Raw genomic sequence first — 20,367 nt, forward strand, 5'->3', positions numbered from 1 at the left:
TTTTTGCATCCGCAATGGAGGCATTGTTTGTTAATTGAAAGGCTTGCAAGTTTAAATTTTATGTTTATATTTGCGCACTCAAAAAACAAATGGCCCGTTCGTCTATCGGCTAGGACGCCAGGTTTTCATCCTGGTAAGAGGGGTTCGATTCCCCTACGGGCTACAATATTTTAATAATAAGAAAGAACAAATGGCAAATCATAAGTCAGCGTTAAAAAGAATTAGAAGTAACGAATCTAAGCGTTTATTAAACAAGTATCAGCACAAGACGACTCGTAATGCTATCAAGAAATTACGTGAGTTAACTGATAAGAAAGAAGCCGAAGCTTTATTTCCTTCAATAGTATCTATGTTAGATAAATTGGCTAAGAAAAATGTTATTCATGCTAATAAAGCTGCAAACCTTAAATCGGGTTTAGCTAAACATGTTGCTGCACTTTAATTACGGTTTAAAGTTTAAAATATTTGAAGCTTCTCAGAAATGAGAGGCTTTTTTTATGATTTTCTTGTGCAGTTTTTATATATGAAATAAATCTTTAAAACTGTTTCAATTTAAAGAAGTAAAATCTAAGAAAAAAAATCGTATTTGATTTCTAAAAATATAAATTTGCAATTGTAACTAGTTAATTAATCAAATAATTAAACCTTTGGAAAATAAAAAAGCAATAGAATTAATCGACAAGATTCTAGGGAACCTAGATAAAACAGGTATCGATACAGAGACGTTAATCGAAGACATAAAAGAATTAAGAACGTATGCTTTAGAAGAGCAAATTCCTTTAGTGGTAAAGGTGCTTAGGCTTACCTATGAACACATAGAAAGCAACAATTCGTTTCTTATACCTATTCTTGACGACGAACCTACAGACGAAGAAGGGGCTATTGAAGAGAAGGAAGAAGCTTCTCCTGTTGAAAGCCTTAAATATTTAATATCTCTTATGAAGAACCTTAATAACAAAATAAATATATCTGACTTAAAGGAATATAGAGATCTTTTAACGAATTATTAATAATAAGATACTTTTCGAAATAATATAAACAAGCCTTGACATATAACTGTTAAGGCTTGTTTATAAATATGTTTCATTAAAGTGATCGCTTAGTAGGGGAAGAACGCTTTTTAAAGTTGTATTTAATTTTCTTCAATAGTTCTAAAGGTTAAATTTATTCTGGGCGTATGTATTAACTTGGTTGGAGGCAATCGATGTAACCAATGGGTCTGGGTGGTATCTTTCATTATCAGCAGACTGCCGTGTTCTAATAATATGCTAATTTTTTCTTTGGTCTCTTTATGTTTAAAAGCAAATTTTCTTTCTGCTCCCAGAGTCAATGATGCGATAGCTCCATTTTTCTTTAAATCTTTTTCACCATCGCTATGCCAAGCCATACCTTCGTTACCATTGTGGTATAGGTTTAACAAACAAGAATTAAACGTTTCACCAGTTTTGTACTCTACTTTCGTTTTTAATTCTAATAGTTCCTTAGTCCAGTTTAATGCTAGTTTAGTGGTTTTGGAATAAGTATACTCAAAAGGTTTTTCTCCATACCAAGCTACTTTTCGTTTGGTAATTATTTTTTTTCCAAAGATGATGGCTTCATCATTTCTCCATTCAATAGTATCTAACAATGTTTTAAAAAAATAATCTGCTTCTTTGTCATTTAGCAACTTTCCAAAATAATTTACAGTCCCATCCTTTGGAAGCAAGTTTTTTGTTGCATCTATTTTTGCTTCAAACAATTTCATTTTTCCACTTTTTATAGTCTTCCTTCATACAATGTCCACAAGGGCGAAAGTTATTTTTTAATGCTTCTTTTACAGTTGAGAAAAATACGCGGTTTTCTTGTTTCATTCTTTTACCAGATTTACAATTTAATTTACCATAAATTTTTAAATTATTATTACCAGCAAAGCGGATTTGTTTCGTTTTTATTTTTGTTTTCAAATCGGTTTTTGAAATGTTGTTATGCATTATCATTAATTAACTAATTGCATCATGAAAAATAATTCCTAAGGTATGCCTTTCTCCACTATGTAATTCGCTTACGCCGTGTTTCATATTTACTCTGTAATAACCTTTTGTACCTTTTACTGGTCTAATACCAATTCTCATTAGAAATAGCCTTAATAAAACACCCTTTTTCGCCTTCTACTTCAATAGAAAAAAAACCGTTATTTCTTTATTTTGGCAGCTTCCCATCCAATTATTGCAGATTTTCGTGTATGCCCCCACATATAGCCTCCAATGTCTCCAGTGGATTTTATGACACGATGACAAGGAATAATAAATGCTACAGGGTTATTCCCAATAGCTGTTCCTATAGCTCTAGAGGCTTTAGGGCTGCCTATTTCTTTTGCAATAGAACCATATGTAGATAAATTACCCATTGGTATTTTTAAAAGAGTTTCCCATACTTTTAATTGAAAAGGTGTGCCATTTAGGTGTAGTTTTATCTGGTTGAGTTTGCTCCAATCATTTTGAAAAATAAACAAAGCATTTTGTTGTGTAATATCAACAACTTGATTGTAACTGGCCTTTGGGAAATCATTCTTTAGTTTTAATAATGCGTCTCTTTTATCTTCAAAAAAAGCCATATAACAAATTCCTTTTTTAGTAGATGCCACAATAATATTTCCAAATGGACTTTCGGCAAAGCTATAGTTTATGGAAAGGTTTTCGCCTCCATTTTTAAATTCACCAGGTGTCATCCCCTCAATATTAATAAACAAATCGTGTAAACGACTAGTTCCTGAAAAACCAGTTTGGTATGCAACATCAAATAATGAGGCTTGCTTGTCTTTTAATAATTGTTTGGCATACTTAATACTAATGAATTGCATAAACTTTTTAGGGCTTACGCCTGCCCAATCCGTAAATAAGCGTTGGAAATGATATGGACTTAAATGTACATTTTCCGCAATATCGTTTAAAGAGGGCTGCTTTTTAAAATTTGATCTGATATAATCAATTGCTTTTGCAATTCGATTATAGTTAATTTGTTCTTGCTCAGTCATTTTTTTGAGTTTTATGATATAAAAGTATCACACCTCTCATACTTGTAAAACCTGATTCTTGCTAACTGTTATCTCTGTAAACAAGCTTATAAATAGTATGTGTGATACATAAAGTTTATAAAAAACCTTTAGGCATAAAAAAAGCCTTAACTAGTAATACGTTAAGGCTTTTTAAATTTAGTTTATTTATAAGTGGGTTTACCCATTCATAGATATTAAAAATTCTTCGTTGTTTCGTGTTTGTTTGAAACGATCATTAATGAATTCCATAGCCTCAACAGGGTTCATGTCTGCTAGGTATTTACGCATTACCCACATACGCTGAATTGTGTTTTCGTCAAGTAATATGTCATCACGACGTGTACTTGATGACGTAAGGTCGATAGCTGGGAAAATTCTACGGTTAGAAATTTTTCTATCTAACTGTAATTCCATGTTACCAGTTCCTTTAAATTCTTCGAAGATTACTTCGTCCATTTTAGAACCGGTTTCAGTTAATGCGGTAGCAATAATAGTTAACGAACCTCCATTTTCGATATTTCTGGCAGCACCAAAGAAACGTTTTGGTTTGTGAAGTGCATTTGCGTCTACACCACCACTTAATATTTTACCAGATGCTGGTTGCACTGTATTGTAAGCTCTTGCTAAACGTGTTATAGAATCTAAAAGAATTACAACATCATGGCCACATTCAACCAATCTTTTAGCTTTTTCTAATACGATGTTCGCAATTTTCACATGCTCGTGAGCTTCTTTATCGAAGGTTGAAGCAATAACTTCACCACGTACATTACGCTGCATATCTGTTACTTCCTCTGGGCGTTCATCAATTAGTAAAATCATTTGATATACTTCAGGATGGTTTGCTGCTATAGCATTTGCAACGTCCTTTAATAACATGGTTTTACCAGTTTTCGGTTGTGATACAATCATACCACGTTGTCCTTTTCCTATTGGAGAGAACAAATCCATTATTCTGGTAGAAATAGTGCTTTGTTTTTCAGCGATATCGAATTTCTCTTGTGGAAATAATGGTGTTAAATGCTCAAAAGAAACTCTATCTCTAACAACATTAGGGTTTTGACCATTAATTTTACTTACCTTAATTAATGGAAAATATTTTTCGCCTTCTTTTGGAGGTCTTACATGACCAAGTACTGTATCTCCGGTTTTTAGACCAAATAATCTAATTTGCGATTGAGAAACATAAATATCGTCAGGTGATGATAGATAATTATAGTCTGAAGAGCGTAAGAAGCCATATCCATCCTGCATAATATCTAAAACACCTTCACTTTCTATAATAGCATCAAATTCAAAATCTGGTTCTCTATAACGATTTCTACCATCTTTATTACCAGAGTCAACATTACCATTCTTTTGGTTTCTATGTTGATTTTTTTGTTGATTGTTATCGCGTCTCTGATGAGGCTTTTGTTGGTTGTCGTTTTGATTTTTTTGTTTAGGCTTGTTGTCCTGTCTTTGCTCTTCCTTATTCTGTTTATTGACAGGGGGGGTAGGAGGAGTGTTAACTTTTTCAGCAGCTTTAGGAGCTTCCTCTTTTTTGTCAACTGGAGCTTTTTCTTCATTCTTGGCAGGTGTACTTTTAGTAGGCTTTTGAACACGCTGTCTAGGTTTTCTTGCTGGTTTGACTGGCTTGCTTTCTGTTTTATTATCTGTTGTTTCGGTTGGAGCAACAACAGCTTTAACTGCTTTTGGATCGGCAGCTTGTTGATCTAATATTTGATAAACCAGATCTAATTTTTTTAAAGAACGATATTTGGGGACGCTCAATTTTTTTGCAATCTCTTGTAAATCAGAGAGTTTTTTTTCTTTTAATTGTGAAATTTCAAACATTTATGCTTAATTGAATATGATATGTGATATTTTTTATTTGAATATAAACTTTGAGTAATTCTGAAAAATGATTTCTTAACCTGAAGAATTAACCACTTGTAATAGCGGTTGTTGAGAATTATTACTGCAATTATACAACTTTATTTTAAGATTTAAAGGGATTTTTATAAAAGAAACTATTATTTTTGCTTTCTAGTTTTGTAAAACAATATGTTACAGCGTATTCAAACCATCTATCTTTTAATAGCAGCAGGCGTTTCTGCGGGTTTAATTTTTGTATTTCATTTATGGATTACAAATGAGAATATTAGTGTGTTTGCTAAAGACGAAACCTTATATTTAGGACTGTTTTTAGGCTCTGCGATATTGTCTTTAATTACTATTTTTATGTACAAAAATAGGAAGTCTCAATTTGTTTTGGGACGACTTAACATCATATTAAACTTTATTTTACTAGGATTTTTTGTATATCAATCTCTAAATATATCTGGAGAGACGGCGGTTTCTGAGAAAGGTATTGGGATGCTTCTTCCTATTGTTTCTATCGTGTTTTTGGCATTAGCCAATAAGGCCATCAAAAAAGATGAAGATCTTGTAAAATCTGTAGATCGATTACGATAAACCTAACATCTTAGTAGTATTAGTGCGTTAAAACCCAAAGTGAAAGCTTTGGGTTTTTTTAATAAGCCTCCCTTAATCCCTCCAAAGGAAGGAAACACTCAACTCTATATAAAAATATGTAAAATATAAGTGAAACATTATATGTCGGAACAGTGGGGTAGTCCTTCCCTTTGGGAAAGATTTAGGAAGGTTTTAACGTTTATTAAACTCGATGACTTCTAAGTTGTCAATTTTGCTACCGTCAATAGTAAAGCGCAGCATGGTACGCGTTTTATGAAACCCATGTTTACCAACAGCACCAGGATTCATGTGTAACAAATGTAGTTTTTTGTCAGGCATCACTTTTAAAATATGTGAATGTCCACAAATAAAAAGTTTAGGAGGATTTTGTTTTATTTCCTCTCGAACTCTCATATTATAGGCATTTGGATATCCACCAATATGGGTTATCCAAACATCAACATCTTCACACATAAAACGATTGTTTTCTGGAAATTCCACTCTCACTTTATTATCATCAATATTACCAAAAACAGCACGTAAGGGTTTTAGTTTTTTAATAGCATCCGTTACTTTTAAATCTCCAATATCGCCTGCATGCCATACTTCATCCGCTTGTTTTACATATTTTAAAATATCGTTATCAATGTAACTGTGTGTATCAGAGAGTAATAGTATTTTTGTCATGGTATTTTGGAGAAAATAATTTGTTTTTCAGTTGTAAAGCTTTTGCAAATATAGTTATAGCTTGGCTTCTAACTTAAATTTAATAATCTTTAACCGAACGACAATCTTTATTAAAAATAAATGGAACAAATCTATTCTCTTATAGTGTAGCATTCTTGCTTCTTCTATTTTTAATATATAATTTAGGTTCCTGTCTTCTCAGGAATAACAAAACTATCTATCTTTGCACAGCATAAATTATTTAACAAAAGTATTAAATCAGATTGAGGTATTTTATAGAACTTTCTTATAATGGTGCTGCGTATCATGGCTGGCAAAATCAGCCTAACGATATATCAGTACAAGAAGCTGTTGAAAAAGCGCTATCCGTTCTTTTAAAAGAAACTATCTCAATTATGGGAGCCGGGCGTACAGATACTGGTGTACACGCATCTCAAATGTTTGCTCATTTTGATACTCATGTTATTTTTAACAAAGTGAATGTAGTTTATAAATTGAATTCCTATTTACCAAAAGATATTGCGATTCGTAATATTTTTAAAGTAAAAAGAGAGGCGCATGCTCGTTTTGATGCAAAAAGCAGAACTTATTTATATAGAATAGCACTAAAAAAGGATGTGTTTTCGTTTGATAATAGTTTTTATGTGAAGCAGGATCTGAATGTTGAAAAAATGAATGAAGCTTCAGAGCTTTTATTTAGGTATAAAGATTTTCAATGCTTTTCAAAAAGTAATACCGATGTAAAAACGTATTATTGCGATATCATGAAAGCAAAATGGACTATAGAAAATAATGAACTTCATTTTGTGATAAAAGCTGATAGATTTTTACGTAACATGGTACGTGCCATTGTCGGAACTATGATTAATATTGGTTTGGGAAAAATTGATATTGAAGATTTACATACCATTATAAAGTCTAAAAATAGAAGTGAAGCTGGATTTTCTGTTCCTGCACACGGATTATATTTAACAGAAGTAGAATATCCTAACGATATAAAGATACATGAGTAAAAAACAAGAGAAAATATTTGACGTTACCTTGTTTAAACGTCTTTTCCAATATATAAAGCCTTATAAATTTGTGTTTTTAGGATTGGTGCTTTTGGTTATTCTATTGGCTGTTTTTAGTGCTGCTACACCTCGCGTTACTCAGTATGCCATTGATGATAGTATTACTGGAAAGAATGATAAAGATTTTCTCTTTTACATTACAATCATGTTTGTCATTTTAATTTTGCAAACCGTATTTCAATTAACCTTTATTTATTTTGCGGCTTGGTTGGGGCAAAGTCTGGTAGTAGATGTACGTATCAAATTATTTGATCACTTACTACGTTTTAAAATGAAGTATTATGATAATTCTTCAGTAGGTGTCCTTATTACGAGAGCTGTAACCGATATGGAACGCATCGCCGATATTTTTGGTCAGGGGTTATTTATGATCTTTAGAGATTTACTTACCATGGTTGCCGTTTTTGGTATTATGGTTTACACCAATTGGCGACTGAGTTTAATTGTGTTTATTATGTTGCCTATATTATTATATGCAACACGTATTTTTCAAAAGTATATGAAAAAAGCTTTTGAAGAAGTGAGAACTGAGGTTTCTAATTTAAATTCTTTTGTACAAGAACGGCTAACAGGAATGAAAATTCTGCAGTTGTTTACCCGTGAAGCTGTTGAATATAGGAATTTTAAAAAAATAAATGAACGACACAAAAAAGGTTGGCTTAAAACCGTTTGGTATAACTCAATTTTCTTTCCTTTAGCAGATTTATCGTCATCAATAACTATTGGTTTGGTAGCTTGGTATGGTGGGCTAAATGTTGTGCTAGAAGGCAAAGTTACCGAAGGCATTTTGGTTGCATTTATCATGTATATTCCTATGCTATTTAGACCGTTGCGTCAAATAGCAGATAAGTTTAATACATTACAAATGGGCATGGTAGCTGCAACCAGAGTGTTTAAAGTTTTAGATACAACTTCTCAAATTGATGATACAGGAACACATATTGCAGAGCATTTTCAAGGTCATATAAAATTTGACAATGTATTTTTTAGTTATGTGGAAGATGAAACCGTTTTAAAGGGAATTTCTTTTGATGTGAATGCAGGTGAAACCGTTGCAATTGTTGGTGCAACTGGAGCAGGGAAATCCACTATTATTAATTTGTTAAATCGTTTTTATGAAATTAATGACGGTGTTATTTATGTTGATGATATAGATATTAAACAAGTTACTTTAGAATCTTTACGTACTCAGATTGCTGTGGTATTACAAGATGTGTTTCTATTTGCCGATACCATTTTAAGTAATATTACATTAAATCATCCCGAAATTACTGAAGCTCAAGTTCAGCAAGCAGCAAAAGATATCGGGATTCACGATTTTATAATGAGTTTACCAAATGGTTATCATTATAATGTAAAAGAGAGAGGTGTTATGCTATCCTCTGGTCAGAGGCAACTTATATCGTTTTTAAGAGCTTATGTAACGAATCCAAGTATTTTGGTGTTGGATGAGGCAACATCATCCGTTGATTCATATTCAGAACAACTTATCCAGAATGCTACAGATAAGATTACCAAGGGTAGAACGTCAATAGTTATTGCTCATCGATTAGCAACCGTTAAAAAAGCTGATAAGATTATAGTAATGGATGCGGGTAATATTGTAGAACAAGGTACCCACGATGAGTTGCTTAAAAAAGAAGGTGGCTATTATAAAAATTTATATGAAGTGCAGTTTTTACAGGAAGAAGTTATTTAGTTTTTGTACTTGTTTGGTTGCTTCTATGGCGGCTTTTTATAGCTTCTATAATCTCATCTTACATGGCATTAAGAGAGGTCATTTTTAATCATTGAGTTAAGTTGGTTTGAGTCTTTGTAAACGACAAACTCACCATCTTTAAAATAAGAAATATGTCCTGTTTCCTCACTTACAACAAGGGCTAAAGCATCCGTTTTTTCAGTAACTCCAATGGCAGCTCTATGACGAAGACCAAAACGTTGTGGAATATTTTTTTCATTATTCAAAGGAAGAATAACTCGTGTTGCTTTTACTATATTGTTACTAACTATAATAGCTCCATCATGTAACGGGCTATTTTTAAAAAAGATACTTTCAATAATAGGTTGGGTCACTTTTATATTCATTTCATCTCCCGAAGAAGATAAAAAATCCAGATTATTGTTTCTCTCAAAAACAATTAAAGCCCCAGTTTTGGTCATAGCCATTTTATTGCAAGCTGAAATGATAGCGTCTATATCAGTTTCATCACTGGTTTCAGTCTTTAAAAACTTAAGTTGTTTTAAAAATTTGCGCCGTCTATTAAAATTGGTAGAACCAACCATCAATAAAAATTTCCGAATTTCTGGTTGGAATACAACTATTAAAGCAATAATACCTACTTTCATAAAACCACCAAAAATACCAGTTAACAGTTGCATATCAAGAAATTCGGTGAGTTTCCAAACCAAATAAATAATAATAATACCTATAAAGATATTAATGGCAACAGTGCCTTTTACAAGTTTATAAACATAATAAAGTAAAAGGGCTACAAGAACAACATCGACATAATCGATGAGGCGTAAGTCTAAAATGTCTTTAAAAATATCCAACGGTAGTGGGTTTTGGTAAATTTAAGAAAATATGGTTAATTAGAAATACCTTCATGATTTGATATTTTGATATACTCATTTTTTATTTCAGATAAAATAGATTTGATTGAAATATAATCCTGAAAAGTTAAATCTTTTTCAAACCTTAGAAAGATTTCGTATGCTTTCGAATTTGAGTTTAATGAATCCTTAATAATATTTAATAAAGAAGATGTATCGGTTTTAAATATACCATGATCCATAGTAATGATATTTATGTCATTTACATCAAAAACTATCAAGTCAACACTATTGGCTTCGGATTTAAGTTTATCATTTTCTTCAATACTATAAACACTAGTGCTATTATGGTAAACTACATCAGTAAACTCAATAAACCCTAAATTCTTTTTGCTAGTATCATTACAAGTAAAATAGTTTTTAACGCCCTTTTTTTTATGACTTGAATTCTGCTTTTTATCTTGAAGGAATTTTATATGAGGAATCACTTGTTTCAGAGTTAAGCGTTTATCAACATTAACCAGCCAGTTTGTCGTACTAATTAAGTTCTTTCTATTTAACTCAACACTATCTTTTTGGGTGGTATCATAAAATAAATATGCAGGGGAGACATCATGTATTTCTGTAATATTTGCATGATTAATTTCTGGCAAAAGAACGACTTTTTCGTTTCCACAAGAAAACATCAAACTAATAACAAATAAGAGAATAATCTTTTTCATAACTTTCAACTAGCTTACAACCGATTCAACTAATTTAATGCACTCCATGGCTTCTTTAACATCATGAACTCTTAAAATTGAAGCTTGTTTTTGTAAAGCTATCGTATTTAAAACACTTGTACCATTAAGAGCCTCTTTAGCCGATGTTTCTAAGGTTTTATAAATCATAGATTTTCTGGAAACACCAACTAATACAGGCTTTTCAATCATTTTAAAAAGCTCAAGTTTATTTAGCAATTTATAATTTTGTTCCAACGTTTTGGCGAATCCAAATCCAGGATCCACAATAATATCAACGATTCCTAATTGTTTAGCCACAGCAATACGTTCGGAAAAATAAAAGAGCATATCCTTGATAATATCGTTGTAATGAGTGTGTTGTTGCATGGTTTGTGGCGTCCCTTTCATATGCATCATAATGTATGGTACACGTAAATCGGCAATAGTTTGCAGCATATTATCATCTAATTTTCCTGCAGAAATATCATTAATCAAAACAGCTCCAGCTTCTATGCATTGCTTTGCAACGTTACTTCTAAAGGTATCTATGGACAGTAGAACCTCGGGAAATTCTTTTAAAACTAAATTAACAATTGGTAAAATTCGTTTTAATTCATTAGCTTCACTAACATGGTCTGCATTTGGTCGCGAACTGTATGCGCCAACATCAATAAAAGTAGCACCTTCACTAAGCATTAATTCTACATGCTTTAAAATATCATGATCATTTTTGTGTTGACCACCATCGTAAAATGAATCGGGTGTTATATTTAAAATTCCCATCACTTTTGGTGATGTTAAATCAATGAGTTTTCCTTTACAGTTTATTGTCATTTATACCGTTTTGTATGGTGTTTGTACTAAGTTTAAAACTTTAATACTGAAACCTTGATGGTTAAACTTTTTTATGCGAAATTTACGCAAAATACATTTTAATTCATGCAAGATACTTCAAAACAATATGATGCCGTAGTTGATACGTGTAAAAGTTTATTTATTAAAAAAATGTCGGATTATGGCAGTGCATGGCGCATTTTGCGTTTACCATCACTTACCGATCAAATTTTTATTAAAGCACAGCGTATTAGAGGGCTTCAACAAAATGATGTTAGAAAAGTAAATGAAGGTGAAGTGAGTGAATTTATTGGTATTATAAATTACTGTATTATGGCATTGATTCAGTTAGAAAAAGGGGTAGTAGAGCAACCAGATTTATCTACAGAAGATGCTACTGAATTATATGAAAAACAAGTAGCCATTACAAAACAACTTATGCAAGATAAAAATCATGATTATGGTGAGGCATGGCGAGATATGCGAGTGAGTAGTTTAACCGATTTAATTTTACAAAAACTATTACGAGTTAAACAAATTGAGGATAATGCAGGAAAAACTTTGGTGAGTGAAGGTATTGATGCTAATTATCAGGACATGATTAATTATGCGATTTTTGCGTTAATTCATTTAAATGAAAAATAATTGTTATTCCTGCGCATGTGCTGAATTTGTTTTAGTAAGCAGGAGTTCATAAATAAGGTTCAATTAAAAAGATTCCCCCGTCTTCGCGGGAATGACAAAAAATTATGAAATATTTAGTAGGCATATCAAGAGTATTTGTTGGTGTTTTATTTATCATTTCTGGATTGATAAAACTAAACGACCCACTGGGGTTTTCATATAAATTAGAGGAATATTTTAGTGCAGATGTTTTAAATATTGCGTTTTTAGAACCATATGCATTAATGGTGTCCGTTTTGGTAGTGGTTTTTGAGGTTGTTTTGGGTGTGTTTTTGCTTATAGGGTATAAACCAAAATTTACTATTTGGAGTCTGTTAGGAATGATTATATTTTTTACATTTTTAACATTCTATTCTGCATATTTCGATAAAGTAAAAGATTGTGGTTGCTTTGGTGATGTTTTAAAGTTAACACCGTGGGAAAGCTTTATAAAAGATTTGATTTTACTGTTTTTTATATTGATTTTATTTTTTGGAATGAAACACATAAAACCATTGTTTAGTAAATTATTAACAACAGTGATTGCTTTATTAGGTTTTGTATTTAGTCTTTGGTTTGGGTATCATGTTTTAGAGCATTTACCAGCTAAAGATTTTAGAGCATATAAAATTGGAGCCAATATTCAAGAAGGTATGAGTATTCCTGAAGATGCAGCTAAGCCTATTGTAGAATACAGTTGGAAGTTTAATGTAGGAGGAGAGGAGAAGATTGTTAAGACTAACGGATCTTATCCTTCAGTTGAAGGTGATTTTGTTGGTGTTGATACAAAAGTGATTCAAGAAGGCTATCAACCACCTATTTACGATTTCTCAATAGAAAGCGAAGATGGAGACTTAACAGAGCAGTTTTTAGAAGAAGAGAACCTTATAGTCATAGTGTCTTATAGTTTGGAGAAAATAGAAAGAGCAGGAGCGATGAAATTAAAGAGTTTATCTGAAGAAGCTATTAAAAATGGTTATAAAGTTATTGGTTTAACAGCGTCTGGAGAAGAAGCTAAACAACGTATTAAAGAAGCTTATAATATTGATTTTGAATTTTATTTATGTGATGAAAAAGCCTTAAAGACTGTAGTTCGTTCTAATCCTGGTGTTTTGGAAATGGATAAAGGCACTATCAAGCAAAAAGTACATTGGAATGATATTGATGATTTAGAGTTGCCAAAAGTTGAAAGAAACCCAGAACCAAAAATAATTGAAGATGTTATTGCTTATTTTATTGAGGGAGAATCATCAACAAAAGAAGAGATAGAGGCTTTAGACTCTACAAAAATTAAAAGTATCAATGTTGTAAAAGATTCTTTACAGCTAATAGAATTAAATGCTAAGGATAGCACCAGTACGTTTTATACAGGTATTATTGAAGTTGAACTTAAAGACGAATAATTTTTATATATTCTTTTTTGTTTAAACAAATAAACACATCAACTAATAAACTTATTTGATAAGCTACTTACTAAATAAAATTACATACGCTTTACTCACATTATTTGGAGTAGTTACTGTTATTTTCTTTTTATTTAATGTACTTCCTGGCGATCCGGCGCAAATGATGCTTGGGCAAAATGAAGATAGTGAGCAACTAGCAATCGTCAAACAAAAATACGGATTCGATAAGCCTATAAGTACTCAGTATTTCTATTATTTAAATGACTTGTCACCAATCTCATTTCATTCAAAGAAACAAAAGGATTATACTTTTTTAAGCGCAGAAAAATACAGTGCAACCAAGTTATTTTCAATAGGGAATACGACCACTGTTTTTAAATTTCCTTATTTGCGAGAATCTTTTACAAAACAAGGAAAAAAAGTAAGTAATGTGTTAGCAGAAACATTACCTAATACCTTTGTCTTAGCTGTTACAGCGATTATTATTGCTATGATTTTAGGTGTTTTATTTGGAATCGTTTCTGCGTTATATAAAGATAAATGGTTAGATAAAACCATTCAAATCTTTAGTACTTTAGGGATGAGTATTCCATCGTTTTTCAGCGCTATTTTGTTTGCCTGGTTTTTTGGATATATACTGCATGAATATACCAATTTGGAAATGACAGGAAGTCTGTATGAATTAGACGATTTTGGAGAAGCCATGCATATTAAATGGAAGAATTTAATACTTCCTGCAGTTGTATTAGGAATTAGACCATTAGCCGTAGTCATACAACTTATGCGAAATTCGTTATTGGAAGTTTTTAATCAGGATTATATCCGTACAGCAAGAGCTAAAGGGTTAAGTGAATTTCAAATTATAAAAAAGCATGCTGTGAAAAATGCTCTAAATCCTGTTGTTACAGCTATATCAGGTTGGTTCGCCTCAATGTTGGCAGGAGCCGTTTTTGTAGAGTATATTTTTGGGTGGAACGGTCTCGGAAAAGAGATCGTAAATGCGTTAAATACATTAGATTTACCAGTCATTATGGGTTCGGTATTAATTATAGCTTTACTCTTTATAATTATTAATATTTTTGTAGACTTAATTTATGTATGGTTAGATCCGAAAGTGAAGCTGCAATAATTGATATATGAAAAAAATAAGCTATATACTTATACTATTAATCACCATTTTTAGTTGTAAAAAGTCTCCAACACAATTTTCTGAAGCAGCTTTAAACGATATATTTATTACTCTGGAAGGTAATCCTATAGCTTTTAGAGAGATTTTAGAGACTCATAAAGGAAAAACATTAGTGATTGATGTATGGGCATCGTGGTGTAGCGATTGTATAAAAGGAATGCCGAAGGTTAAAGACCTACAAGCCAAATATAAAGATGTTACCTATATCTTTTTGTCTTTAGATAAAACCCAAAAAGCATGGAAAAAAGGCATTGAAAAATATGATGTAGAAGGCATACATTATTTTATAAAGTCCGGTTGGGATGGAGTGTTTAGCGATTTTATAGACCTCGATTGGATACCGCGTTATATGGTTGTAGATGTAAAAGGAAATATTAAATTATTTGAAGCTGTTAAAGCAGACGATATAAGAATTAAAGAAAATTTATAATAATTAACAAAGCCCTTTATTTTTAAAGGTTTACATTAAAATGAGAAAACAAATTGTAGCAGGTAATTGGAAAATGAATAATGATTTATCGCAAACAGAATCATTAATCAATGAGTTGAAAAGTAAAACTAAAACCTCAAATGCAGAGGTTATGGTAGCACCGACATTTACTAATTTATATCATGCATACGGCGTATTAAAAAACACTAATATAGAAGTTATTGCTCAAAATATGCATTTTGCAGAAAATGGTGCCTATACAGGTGAAATAAGCGCCAGTATGCTTAAAAGTATTGGAATAGAAACAGTTATTTTAGGTCATAGCGAACGTCGTGAGTATTTTAATGAAACAGATGAATTACTAGCTAAAAAAGTAGATGCAGCGTTAGCAAAAGGCATGCGTGTAATTTTCTGTTTTGGAGAAGAGCTAGCCGATAGAAAATCCGGAAACGAAGAAGCTGTTGTTGGAAATCAAATTAAAAACGCCTTATTTCATTTAGATACAGCTTCTTACCAAAATATAGTACTAGCTTATGAGCCTGTTTGGGCAATTGGTACAGGTGAAACAGCTAGTCCAGAGCAAGCACAAGATATGCATGCTTTTATAAGAAAGACATTAGCTGATAAATACGGAAATGATGTAGCTGATGAAGTTTCAATTCTTTACGGTGGAAGTGTTAAGCCTGCAAATGCAGAAGAAATTTTTTCTAAACCAGATGTAGACGGTGGTTTAATTGGAGGTGCTGCACTTAAGGCAGACGACTTTTTTGATATTGTAAACGCCTTTTAATCTAAAGAACTCCTCGACGCTCTGCGTCGGGGTTTCCTGTTTACCTCTCCTTTGGAGAGGTCAGAACTGTCTTTTTTTGACAGTTCTGGGTGAGGTAAAACACAAAATTTCGGTTTTTGACTCAAAGGTCAAAGCCTGTGCTCAACTTGATTGGGTATGAAACGAGCAAAATATCTCTATGGCTCTGCCTTGAGGATAGTTCGTTTCAAGAAATTCTTTATTTGTTAAGAGGCGTGATGCAAAATGAGTATCCATTAGAGGGTTTCGTTTCTTTCAATCGATTATAAAAAATAACCTGATGGATTTATAGAGTTCATCAGGTTTTAAATAAAAACGATGTCAAACATTATTTATATAGGTTACGAGTTTAAAGTAAACCCATTACAGCCTGGAATAGAAATACTTATTGCAGAATTAGGGTATTCTGGTTTTGAAAGCTTTGTTGAAAATGAAACAGGGGTTACAGCATATATTCAAAAAGAAGAATGGAATGAATCTATACTTGAAGATGTTCAAATTTTAAATTCAGATGAATTTGAAATCAGTTTTACATTTAAAGAGATTGAGCAAACCAATTGGAATCAAGAATGGGAAAAGAATTTTAACCCTATAGTAGTTGATGATATGTGTTCAGTTCGGGCACCATTTCATGATAAGCCAAATACAAAGTTTAATATTATTATTGAACCAAAAATGAGTTTTGGTACTGGACATCATGAAACTACCCATATGATGATTCAGCATATTTTAAAAAATGATATGGCTGATAAGTCTGTTTTAGATATGGGATGTGGTACCGGTGTATTAGCTATTTTGGCAGAAATGAAAGGCGCAAAACCCATTGATGCAGTAGATTACGATAATTGGTGTTATTTAAACAGTATGGAGAATGTTGCTCGTAATAACTGCCAGTATATTACCGTTATAGAAGGAGATGCCACAGTTTTAAAAAACAAAAAGTATGATATTATTATTGCGAATATTAACCGTAATATTTTGCTGAATGATATGGAAACTTATGTGTCTTGTTTAAATGAAAATGGAAGCTTGCTTTTAAGCGGATTTTATAATGATGATATTCCTATGATTACCGATGAATGTGAAAAGCATTTGTTAAAATTTGAAGAAAAATTAGAAAGAAACAATTGGGTTTCCTTAAAATTTATAAATTGAACAAAATTTCTAAAGCTTGCTTTAGAGTATCAAAATAAAAATGTCATTCTTACGAAAGTGGGAATCTAATAAAAATTGAGAAATGAGTACCAGAGAAAAAACATCAGAAGAATTACTACTTGAAGAAGAAGTATTAACTCAAAACGAAATTGTTTTGTTTAATGACGATGTTAATACATTCGATCATGTTATAGAAACACTTATTTATGCATGCGATCATACTGCAGAACAAGCAGAGCAATGCTCGCTTATAGTACATTATAAAGGAAAGTGTACAGTTAAAACAGGAGTGTACGACGATTTAAAACCACGCTGCTCAATGCTACTTGAAGCAGGGTTAAACGCAGAAATAGTCTAATTTTTTAGCTATTCATTCTACCAATAGCACAACTAACAAAAGATTTTGCTTTTGTAGTTAACGCATTTTTTTCTCCAACAATAGGGTAGCCAATTTTATGTAATAATTGTTTAGCTTTCAATAATGCTTTTTCGTTTTCATAGGAAAAAGAAACGGTATGATCTTCATTACTAGTGGTTACATCACCAATATTTTCTATATTAGATAACTTATTGGTAATTGTATTCGAGCAACCACCACATTTAAGGTTTTGTATTTCTAAAGTTATATTCATTTTTATAAAGTTGATGGGCAAATAAAAGCAGTAGTTGGTAAATCCGAGTTTTTAATCGCTCCAAAACCACCAGCAATGTCTATAACGTCAAATCCTCTGGCTTTTAAAATAGATGCTGCAATAACCGAACGATATCCACCTGCACAATGTAGATGGTAGGTTTTAGATTTATCAATAACATTCATATTATCATTTATATAATCTAATGCAAAATGTTGCACAGAATCACTATCTAGATGCTCCGATTTATATTCGCCATCTTTTCTAACGTCAAGTATATTAATTGGACCGTTTTTAAAACGATTAGAAAATTCATCAACAGAAATAGACTCAATAGTTTCAATATCTTTACCAGCATCTTTCCATGCATTAATACCACCTTTTAGGTATCCTAAGGTATTATCATAGCCCACTCGAGATAATCGAGTTACAGTTTCTTTTTCTTTGCCTTTTGGAGCAACAAGTAGAATAGGTTGTTTTAAATCTGTAATTAAAGCACCAACCCATGGTGCAAATCCACCATGTATTCCAATAAAAATGGAATTTGGGATATGAGCTTCTACAAATTCTTTTTCGGTTCTAACATCAAGGACTAAAGCATCCTCTTGGTTTGCCATAGCTTCAAATGCTTCCGGAGTTAGTTCTGTATCTCCTTTTTGCAGAACAGTTTCAAAATTATCATAGCCAGATTTATTCATCATCGCATTTTTAGCAAAATACTGTGGAGGCGGAGCTATACCGTCTAAAACTTCTTCAACAAACTCTTCTTTTGTCATATCTGTTCTTAAAGCATAGTTGGTTTTTTTCTGATCTCCTAAAATTCCAACGGTTTCTTTACTTAAATTTTTTCCGCAAGCAGAACCAGCACCATGAGCAGGATACACAATAATGTTATCTGCTAGTGGCATGATTTTATTTCGTAGAGATTCATATAACATGCCTGCTAAATCTTCTTTTGTCAAGTCCGATTTTATTGCTAAATCTGGGCGTCCTACATCTCCTAAAAACAAGGTGTCTCCACTAAAAATAGCATGATCGTTTCCTTTTTCATCAATTAAAAGAAATGTTGAAGACTCCAGAGTATGCCCAGGAGTGTGTAATACCTTAATAGTAATATTTCCAATTTTAAACTCTTCGTTATCTGTCGCAACATAAGCAACATAAGCAGTTTCGGCTCCAGGACCAAAAACAATAGTAGCTCCTGTTTTTTTTGCTAAATCGACATGTCCAGAAACAAAATCAGCATGAAAATGAGTCTCGAAAATATATTTAATTTCTGCATTTTCTTTCTTAGCTTTATCAACATACTGTTGTGTTTCACGTAATGGATCAATAATAGCAACTTCACCATTAGATTCTATATAATAAGCTCCCTGAGCTAAACATCCTGTATAAATTTGTTCTATTTTCATAATCTATTTTTAATTATAGAGTGAGCAGAAATTCTTTTAATTTAAACATTTCAAAATTACGAATCTTTAACGATTCACTTTGTGACTAAAGTCACATTACAACTATTTAAGCTCTTTATAAATAATATAAACAGCCATTATTAAAACAAAAAAACCAAAGCTTTTTTTGAGTTTCTTCCCACTTATAAATTTTGATATAAATACGCCCAAAATAATCCCTATTACAGAAATTAAAGTAAAAGAAAGAAGAAATACCCATTCAATCTCTAAAGTTTGAACATCTCCTATAAAACCAATAAGAGAATTGATAGTTACAATAATTAATGAAGTGCCTACTGCTTTTTTCATTGGGATATTAGCCCAAACAACCAAAGCAGGGACGTATAGAAAACCACCACCAGCACCAATAAACCCGGTTACAGTTCCAATAATTAAACCTTGTACGAATGTTTTGTAATACGGTTGGGCATATGAAACTGTATTATTGTTTTTTCTTTTTTTTATCATAGAATATGAAGCAAGTAACATGATAATAGCAAAAAATATCATAATACTCATTTCTTTAGTGAGAGCATAATTACCGAAACTAAAAAGCGTATCGGGAATACCTGGAACTAAATAACGTCTGGATAAATAAACAGCAATAAACGATGGGAATGAAAAAGCTAATCCGGTTTTGATGTCGACTAATCCTTCTTTATATTTTTGATACGTACCTACCATAGAAGAAGTACCTACCACAAAAAGGGAATAGGCAGTGGCAATAACAGGGTTATAGCCTAAGAGGTATACTAGTAATGGTACGGTAAGTATAGAACCACCACCACCAATTAAACCTAAAACCAATCCAACAATTAAAGCGCCAATATATCCTAATAGTTGTGTGGAGTCCATTTAATGAGGGAGTTTGTCTTTTAAGGCTCCGTATATATATGTGCCTAAAATAGCTGCGGCAATTACAATGATCATACTATATACACCTGTACCTAATAGGATATACATAGGCCCTGGACATGCACCTATAAGAGCCCATCCAAGTCCAAAGATAATACCGCCAACTATATATTTTGTGATTCCTTTTTCTTTTTTTGGAACAAAAATATCGGCTCCTTTAATACTCTTTATAATCCCTCTTTTCGAAATTTGAAGAAATAAGATTCCAGAAGCAATCGCGGTACCTATAATGCCATACATATGAAATGATTGAAATCTAAACATCTCATATATTCTATACCATGAAACAGCTTCAGATTTCACTAAAACAATTCCGAAGAAAATACCAACTAATAAAAATTTTAAATATTTCATGTTT

Annotated in this window: 24 protein-coding genes, 1 tRNA gene and 1 pseudogene; 13 read left to right on the forward strand and 13 right to left on the reverse strand. The window is 32.0% G+C overall.

What is annotated here, in order from left to right; genetic code table 11:
- Positions 1 to 91 precede the first annotated feature (91 nt).
- From EM932_RS01900 to EM932_RS01910, 3 genes are all read left to right on the forward strand, one after another.
- Positions 92 to 163, forward strand: a tRNA-Glu gene (locus EM932_RS01900).
- Between the two features lie 27 nt (positions 164 to 190).
- Positions 191 to 442 (forward strand): 30S ribosomal protein S20, encoded by a 252-nt coding sequence (gene rpsT / locus EM932_RS01905; protein WP_135874926.1) that lies wholly within the window; start codon positions 191 to 193, stop codon positions 440 to 442.
- 205 nt (positions 443 to 647) lie between these two features.
- The gene (locus tag EM932_RS01910) at positions 648 to 1,010 is read left to right on the forward strand and encodes a hypothetical protein (protein WP_135874928.1); all 363 of its coding nucleotides are present in this window, start codon (positions 648 to 650) and stop codon (positions 1,008 to 1,010) included.
- Between the two features lie 122 nt (positions 1,011 to 1,132).
- Here the strand turns inward: EM932_RS01910 and EM932_RS01915 are convergent, their stop codons facing one another.
- The 5 genes and pseudogenes from EM932_RS01915 to rho form a co-directional block, all read right to left on the reverse strand.
- Positions 1,133 to 1,744: an alpha-ketoglutarate-dependent dioxygenase AlkB family protein gene (locus EM932_RS01915; protein WP_135874930.1), complete on the reverse strand. Its 612-nt coding sequence runs from the start codon at positions 1,742 to 1,744 to the stop codon at positions 1,133 to 1,135.
- Positions 1,731 to 1,976, reverse strand: coding sequence for an Ada metal-binding domain-containing protein (locus EM932_RS01920; RefSeq protein ID WP_135874931.1), 246 nt, complete (start codon positions 1,974 to 1,976; stop codon positions 1,731 to 1,733). Before EM932_RS01920 ends, EM932_RS01915 begins: the two co-directional genes overlap by 14 nt.
- 3 nt (positions 1,977 to 1,979) lie before the next feature.
- Positions 1,980 to 2,147, reverse strand: a pseudogene (locus EM932_RS01925) (2OG-Fe(II) oxygenase); the annotation flags it as partial.
- A gap of 23 nt (positions 2,148 to 2,170) precedes the next feature.
- Positions 2,171 to 3,013, reverse strand: a complete 843-nt coding sequence (locus EM932_RS01930; RefSeq protein ID WP_135874933.1) for a bifunctional helix-turn-helix domain-containing protein/methylated-DNA--[protein]-cysteine S-methyltransferase — start codon at positions 3,011 to 3,013, stop codon at positions 2,171 to 2,173.
- A gap of 198 nt (positions 3,014 to 3,211) precedes the next feature.
- Positions 3,212 to 4,870 (reverse strand): transcription termination factor Rho, encoded by a 1,659-nt coding sequence (gene rho, locus EM932_RS01935; RefSeq protein ID WP_135874935.1) that lies wholly within the window; start codon positions 4,868 to 4,870, stop codon positions 3,212 to 3,214.
- 210 nt (positions 4,871 to 5,080) lie between these two features.
- Between rho and EM932_RS01940 the strand changes: the two genes are divergently transcribed.
- Positions 5,081 to 5,491 (forward strand): DUF4293 domain-containing protein, encoded by a 411-nt coding sequence (locus EM932_RS01940; RefSeq protein WP_135874938.1) that lies wholly within the window; start codon positions 5,081 to 5,083, stop codon positions 5,489 to 5,491.
- Positions 5,492 to 5,683: 192 nt separating this feature from the next.
- Here EM932_RS01940 and EM932_RS01945 read toward each other — a convergent pair whose 3' ends face one another.
- Entirely contained in the window at positions 5,684 to 6,178 is a 495-nt protein-coding gene (locus tag EM932_RS01945) for a metallophosphoesterase family protein (protein WP_135874940.1), read from the reverse strand.
- A gap of 263 nt (positions 6,179 to 6,441) precedes the next feature.
- Between EM932_RS01945 and truA the strand changes: the two genes are divergently transcribed.
- Both truA and EM932_RS01955 read left to right on the forward strand, forming a co-directional pair.
- Positions 6,442 to 7,191, forward strand: coding sequence for a tRNA pseudouridine(38-40) synthase TruA (truA, locus tag EM932_RS01950; RefSeq protein WP_135874942.1), 750 nt, complete (start codon positions 6,442 to 6,444; stop codon positions 7,189 to 7,191).
- The gene (locus tag EM932_RS01955; RefSeq protein WP_135874944.1) at positions 7,184 to 8,950 is read left to right on the forward strand and encodes an ABC transporter ATP-binding protein; all 1,767 of its coding nucleotides are present in this window, start codon (positions 7,184 to 7,186) and stop codon (positions 8,948 to 8,950) included. The genes truA and EM932_RS01955 overlap by 8 nt, the downstream gene beginning before the upstream one ends.
- 68 nt (positions 8,951 to 9,018) lie before the next feature.
- Here EM932_RS01955 and EM932_RS01960 read toward each other — a convergent pair whose 3' ends face one another.
- From EM932_RS01960 to folP, 3 genes are read right to left on the reverse strand one after another with little or no spacing between them, the layout of a single operon-like run.
- Positions 9,019 to 9,804, reverse strand: coding sequence for a diadenylate cyclase (locus EM932_RS01960; RefSeq protein ID WP_135874947.1), 786 nt, complete (start codon positions 9,802 to 9,804; stop codon positions 9,019 to 9,021).
- Between the two features lie 35 nt (positions 9,805 to 9,839).
- Positions 9,840 to 10,526, reverse strand: a complete 687-nt coding sequence (locus EM932_RS01965; RefSeq protein ID WP_135874948.1) for a hypothetical protein — start codon at positions 10,524 to 10,526, stop codon at positions 9,840 to 9,842.
- 9 nt (positions 10,527 to 10,535) lie between these two features.
- On the reverse strand, positions 10,536 to 11,360 hold the full coding sequence (gene folP, locus EM932_RS01970; RefSeq protein ID WP_135874950.1) for a dihydropteroate synthase: 825 nt from the start codon (positions 11,358 to 11,360) through the stop codon (positions 10,536 to 10,538).
- A 105-nt stretch (positions 11,361 to 11,465) separates the two neighbouring features.
- Between folP and EM932_RS01975 the strand changes: the two genes are divergently transcribed.
- The 7 genes from EM932_RS01975 to EM932_RS02005 all read left to right on the forward strand — a co-directional run bounded on the left by EM932_RS01975 (position 11,466) and on the right by EM932_RS02005 (position 17,369).
- Positions 11,466 to 12,005 (forward strand): DUF1599 domain-containing protein, encoded by a 540-nt coding sequence (locus EM932_RS01975; RefSeq protein ID WP_135874952.1) that lies wholly within the window; start codon positions 11,466 to 11,468, stop codon positions 12,003 to 12,005.
- 104 nt (positions 12,006 to 12,109) lie between these two features.
- A complete protein-coding gene (locus EM932_RS01980; RefSeq protein ID WP_135874954.1) occupies positions 12,110 to 13,426 on the forward strand; it encodes a BT_3928 family protein in 1,317 nt (438 codons plus the stop codon).
- A 55-nt stretch (positions 13,427 to 13,481) separates the two neighbouring features.
- Positions 13,482 to 14,558 carry an ABC transporter permease gene (locus tag EM932_RS01985; protein ID WP_135874956.1) on the forward strand — a complete coding sequence of 359 codons (1,077 nt, stop codon included), beginning with the start codon at positions 13,482 to 13,484 and terminating at the stop codon, positions 14,556 to 14,558.
- A gap of 7 nt (positions 14,559 to 14,565) precedes the next feature.
- A complete protein-coding gene (locus EM932_RS01990) occupies positions 14,566 to 15,048 on the forward strand; it encodes a TlpA family protein disulfide reductase (protein WP_135874958.1) in 483 nt (160 codons plus the stop codon).
- Positions 15,049 to 15,088: 40 nt separating this feature from the next.
- Positions 15,089 to 15,838, forward strand: a complete 750-nt coding sequence (tpiA, locus tag EM932_RS01995) for a triose-phosphate isomerase (protein ID WP_135874960.1) — start codon at positions 15,089 to 15,091, stop codon at positions 15,836 to 15,838.
- 336 nt (positions 15,839 to 16,174) lie between these two features.
- Positions 16,175 to 17,011, forward strand: a complete 837-nt coding sequence (gene prmA, locus EM932_RS02000; protein WP_135874962.1) for a 50S ribosomal protein L11 methyltransferase — start codon at positions 16,175 to 16,177, stop codon at positions 17,009 to 17,011.
- Between the two features lie 82 nt (positions 17,012 to 17,093).
- Positions 17,094 to 17,369, forward strand: a complete 276-nt coding sequence (locus EM932_RS02005; RefSeq protein WP_135874964.1) for an ATP-dependent Clp protease adaptor ClpS — start codon at positions 17,094 to 17,096, stop codon at positions 17,367 to 17,369.
- A gap of 4 nt (positions 17,370 to 17,373) precedes the next feature.
- Here the strand turns inward: EM932_RS02005 and EM932_RS02010 are convergent, their stop codons facing one another.
- From EM932_RS02010 to EM932_RS02025, 4 genes are all read right to left on the reverse strand, one after another.
- Entirely contained in the window at positions 17,374 to 17,643 is a 270-nt protein-coding gene (locus tag EM932_RS02010; protein WP_135874966.1) for a heavy-metal-associated domain-containing protein, read from the reverse strand.
- 2 nt (positions 17,644 to 17,645) lie between these two features.
- Entirely contained in the window at positions 17,646 to 19,055 is a 1,410-nt protein-coding gene (locus EM932_RS02015; protein ID WP_135874968.1) for an MBL fold metallo-hydrolase, read from the reverse strand.
- A 102-nt stretch (positions 19,056 to 19,157) separates the two neighbouring features.
- On the reverse strand, positions 19,158 to 19,949 hold the full coding sequence (locus tag EM932_RS02020) for a sulfite exporter TauE/SafE family protein (protein ID WP_135874970.1): 792 nt from the start codon (positions 19,947 to 19,949) through the stop codon (positions 19,158 to 19,160).
- On the reverse strand, positions 19,950 to 20,363 hold the full coding sequence (locus EM932_RS02025) for a DUF6691 family protein (protein ID WP_135874972.1): 414 nt from the start codon (positions 20,361 to 20,363) through the stop codon (positions 19,950 to 19,952).
- Positions 20,364 to 20,367 lie beyond the last annotated feature (4 nt).

Source organism: Flavivirga rizhaonensis (genome assembly GCF_004791695.1).
Taxonomy (GTDB): domain Bacteria; phylum Bacteroidota; class Bacteroidia; order Flavobacteriales; family Flavobacteriaceae; genus Flavivirga; species Flavivirga rizhaonensis.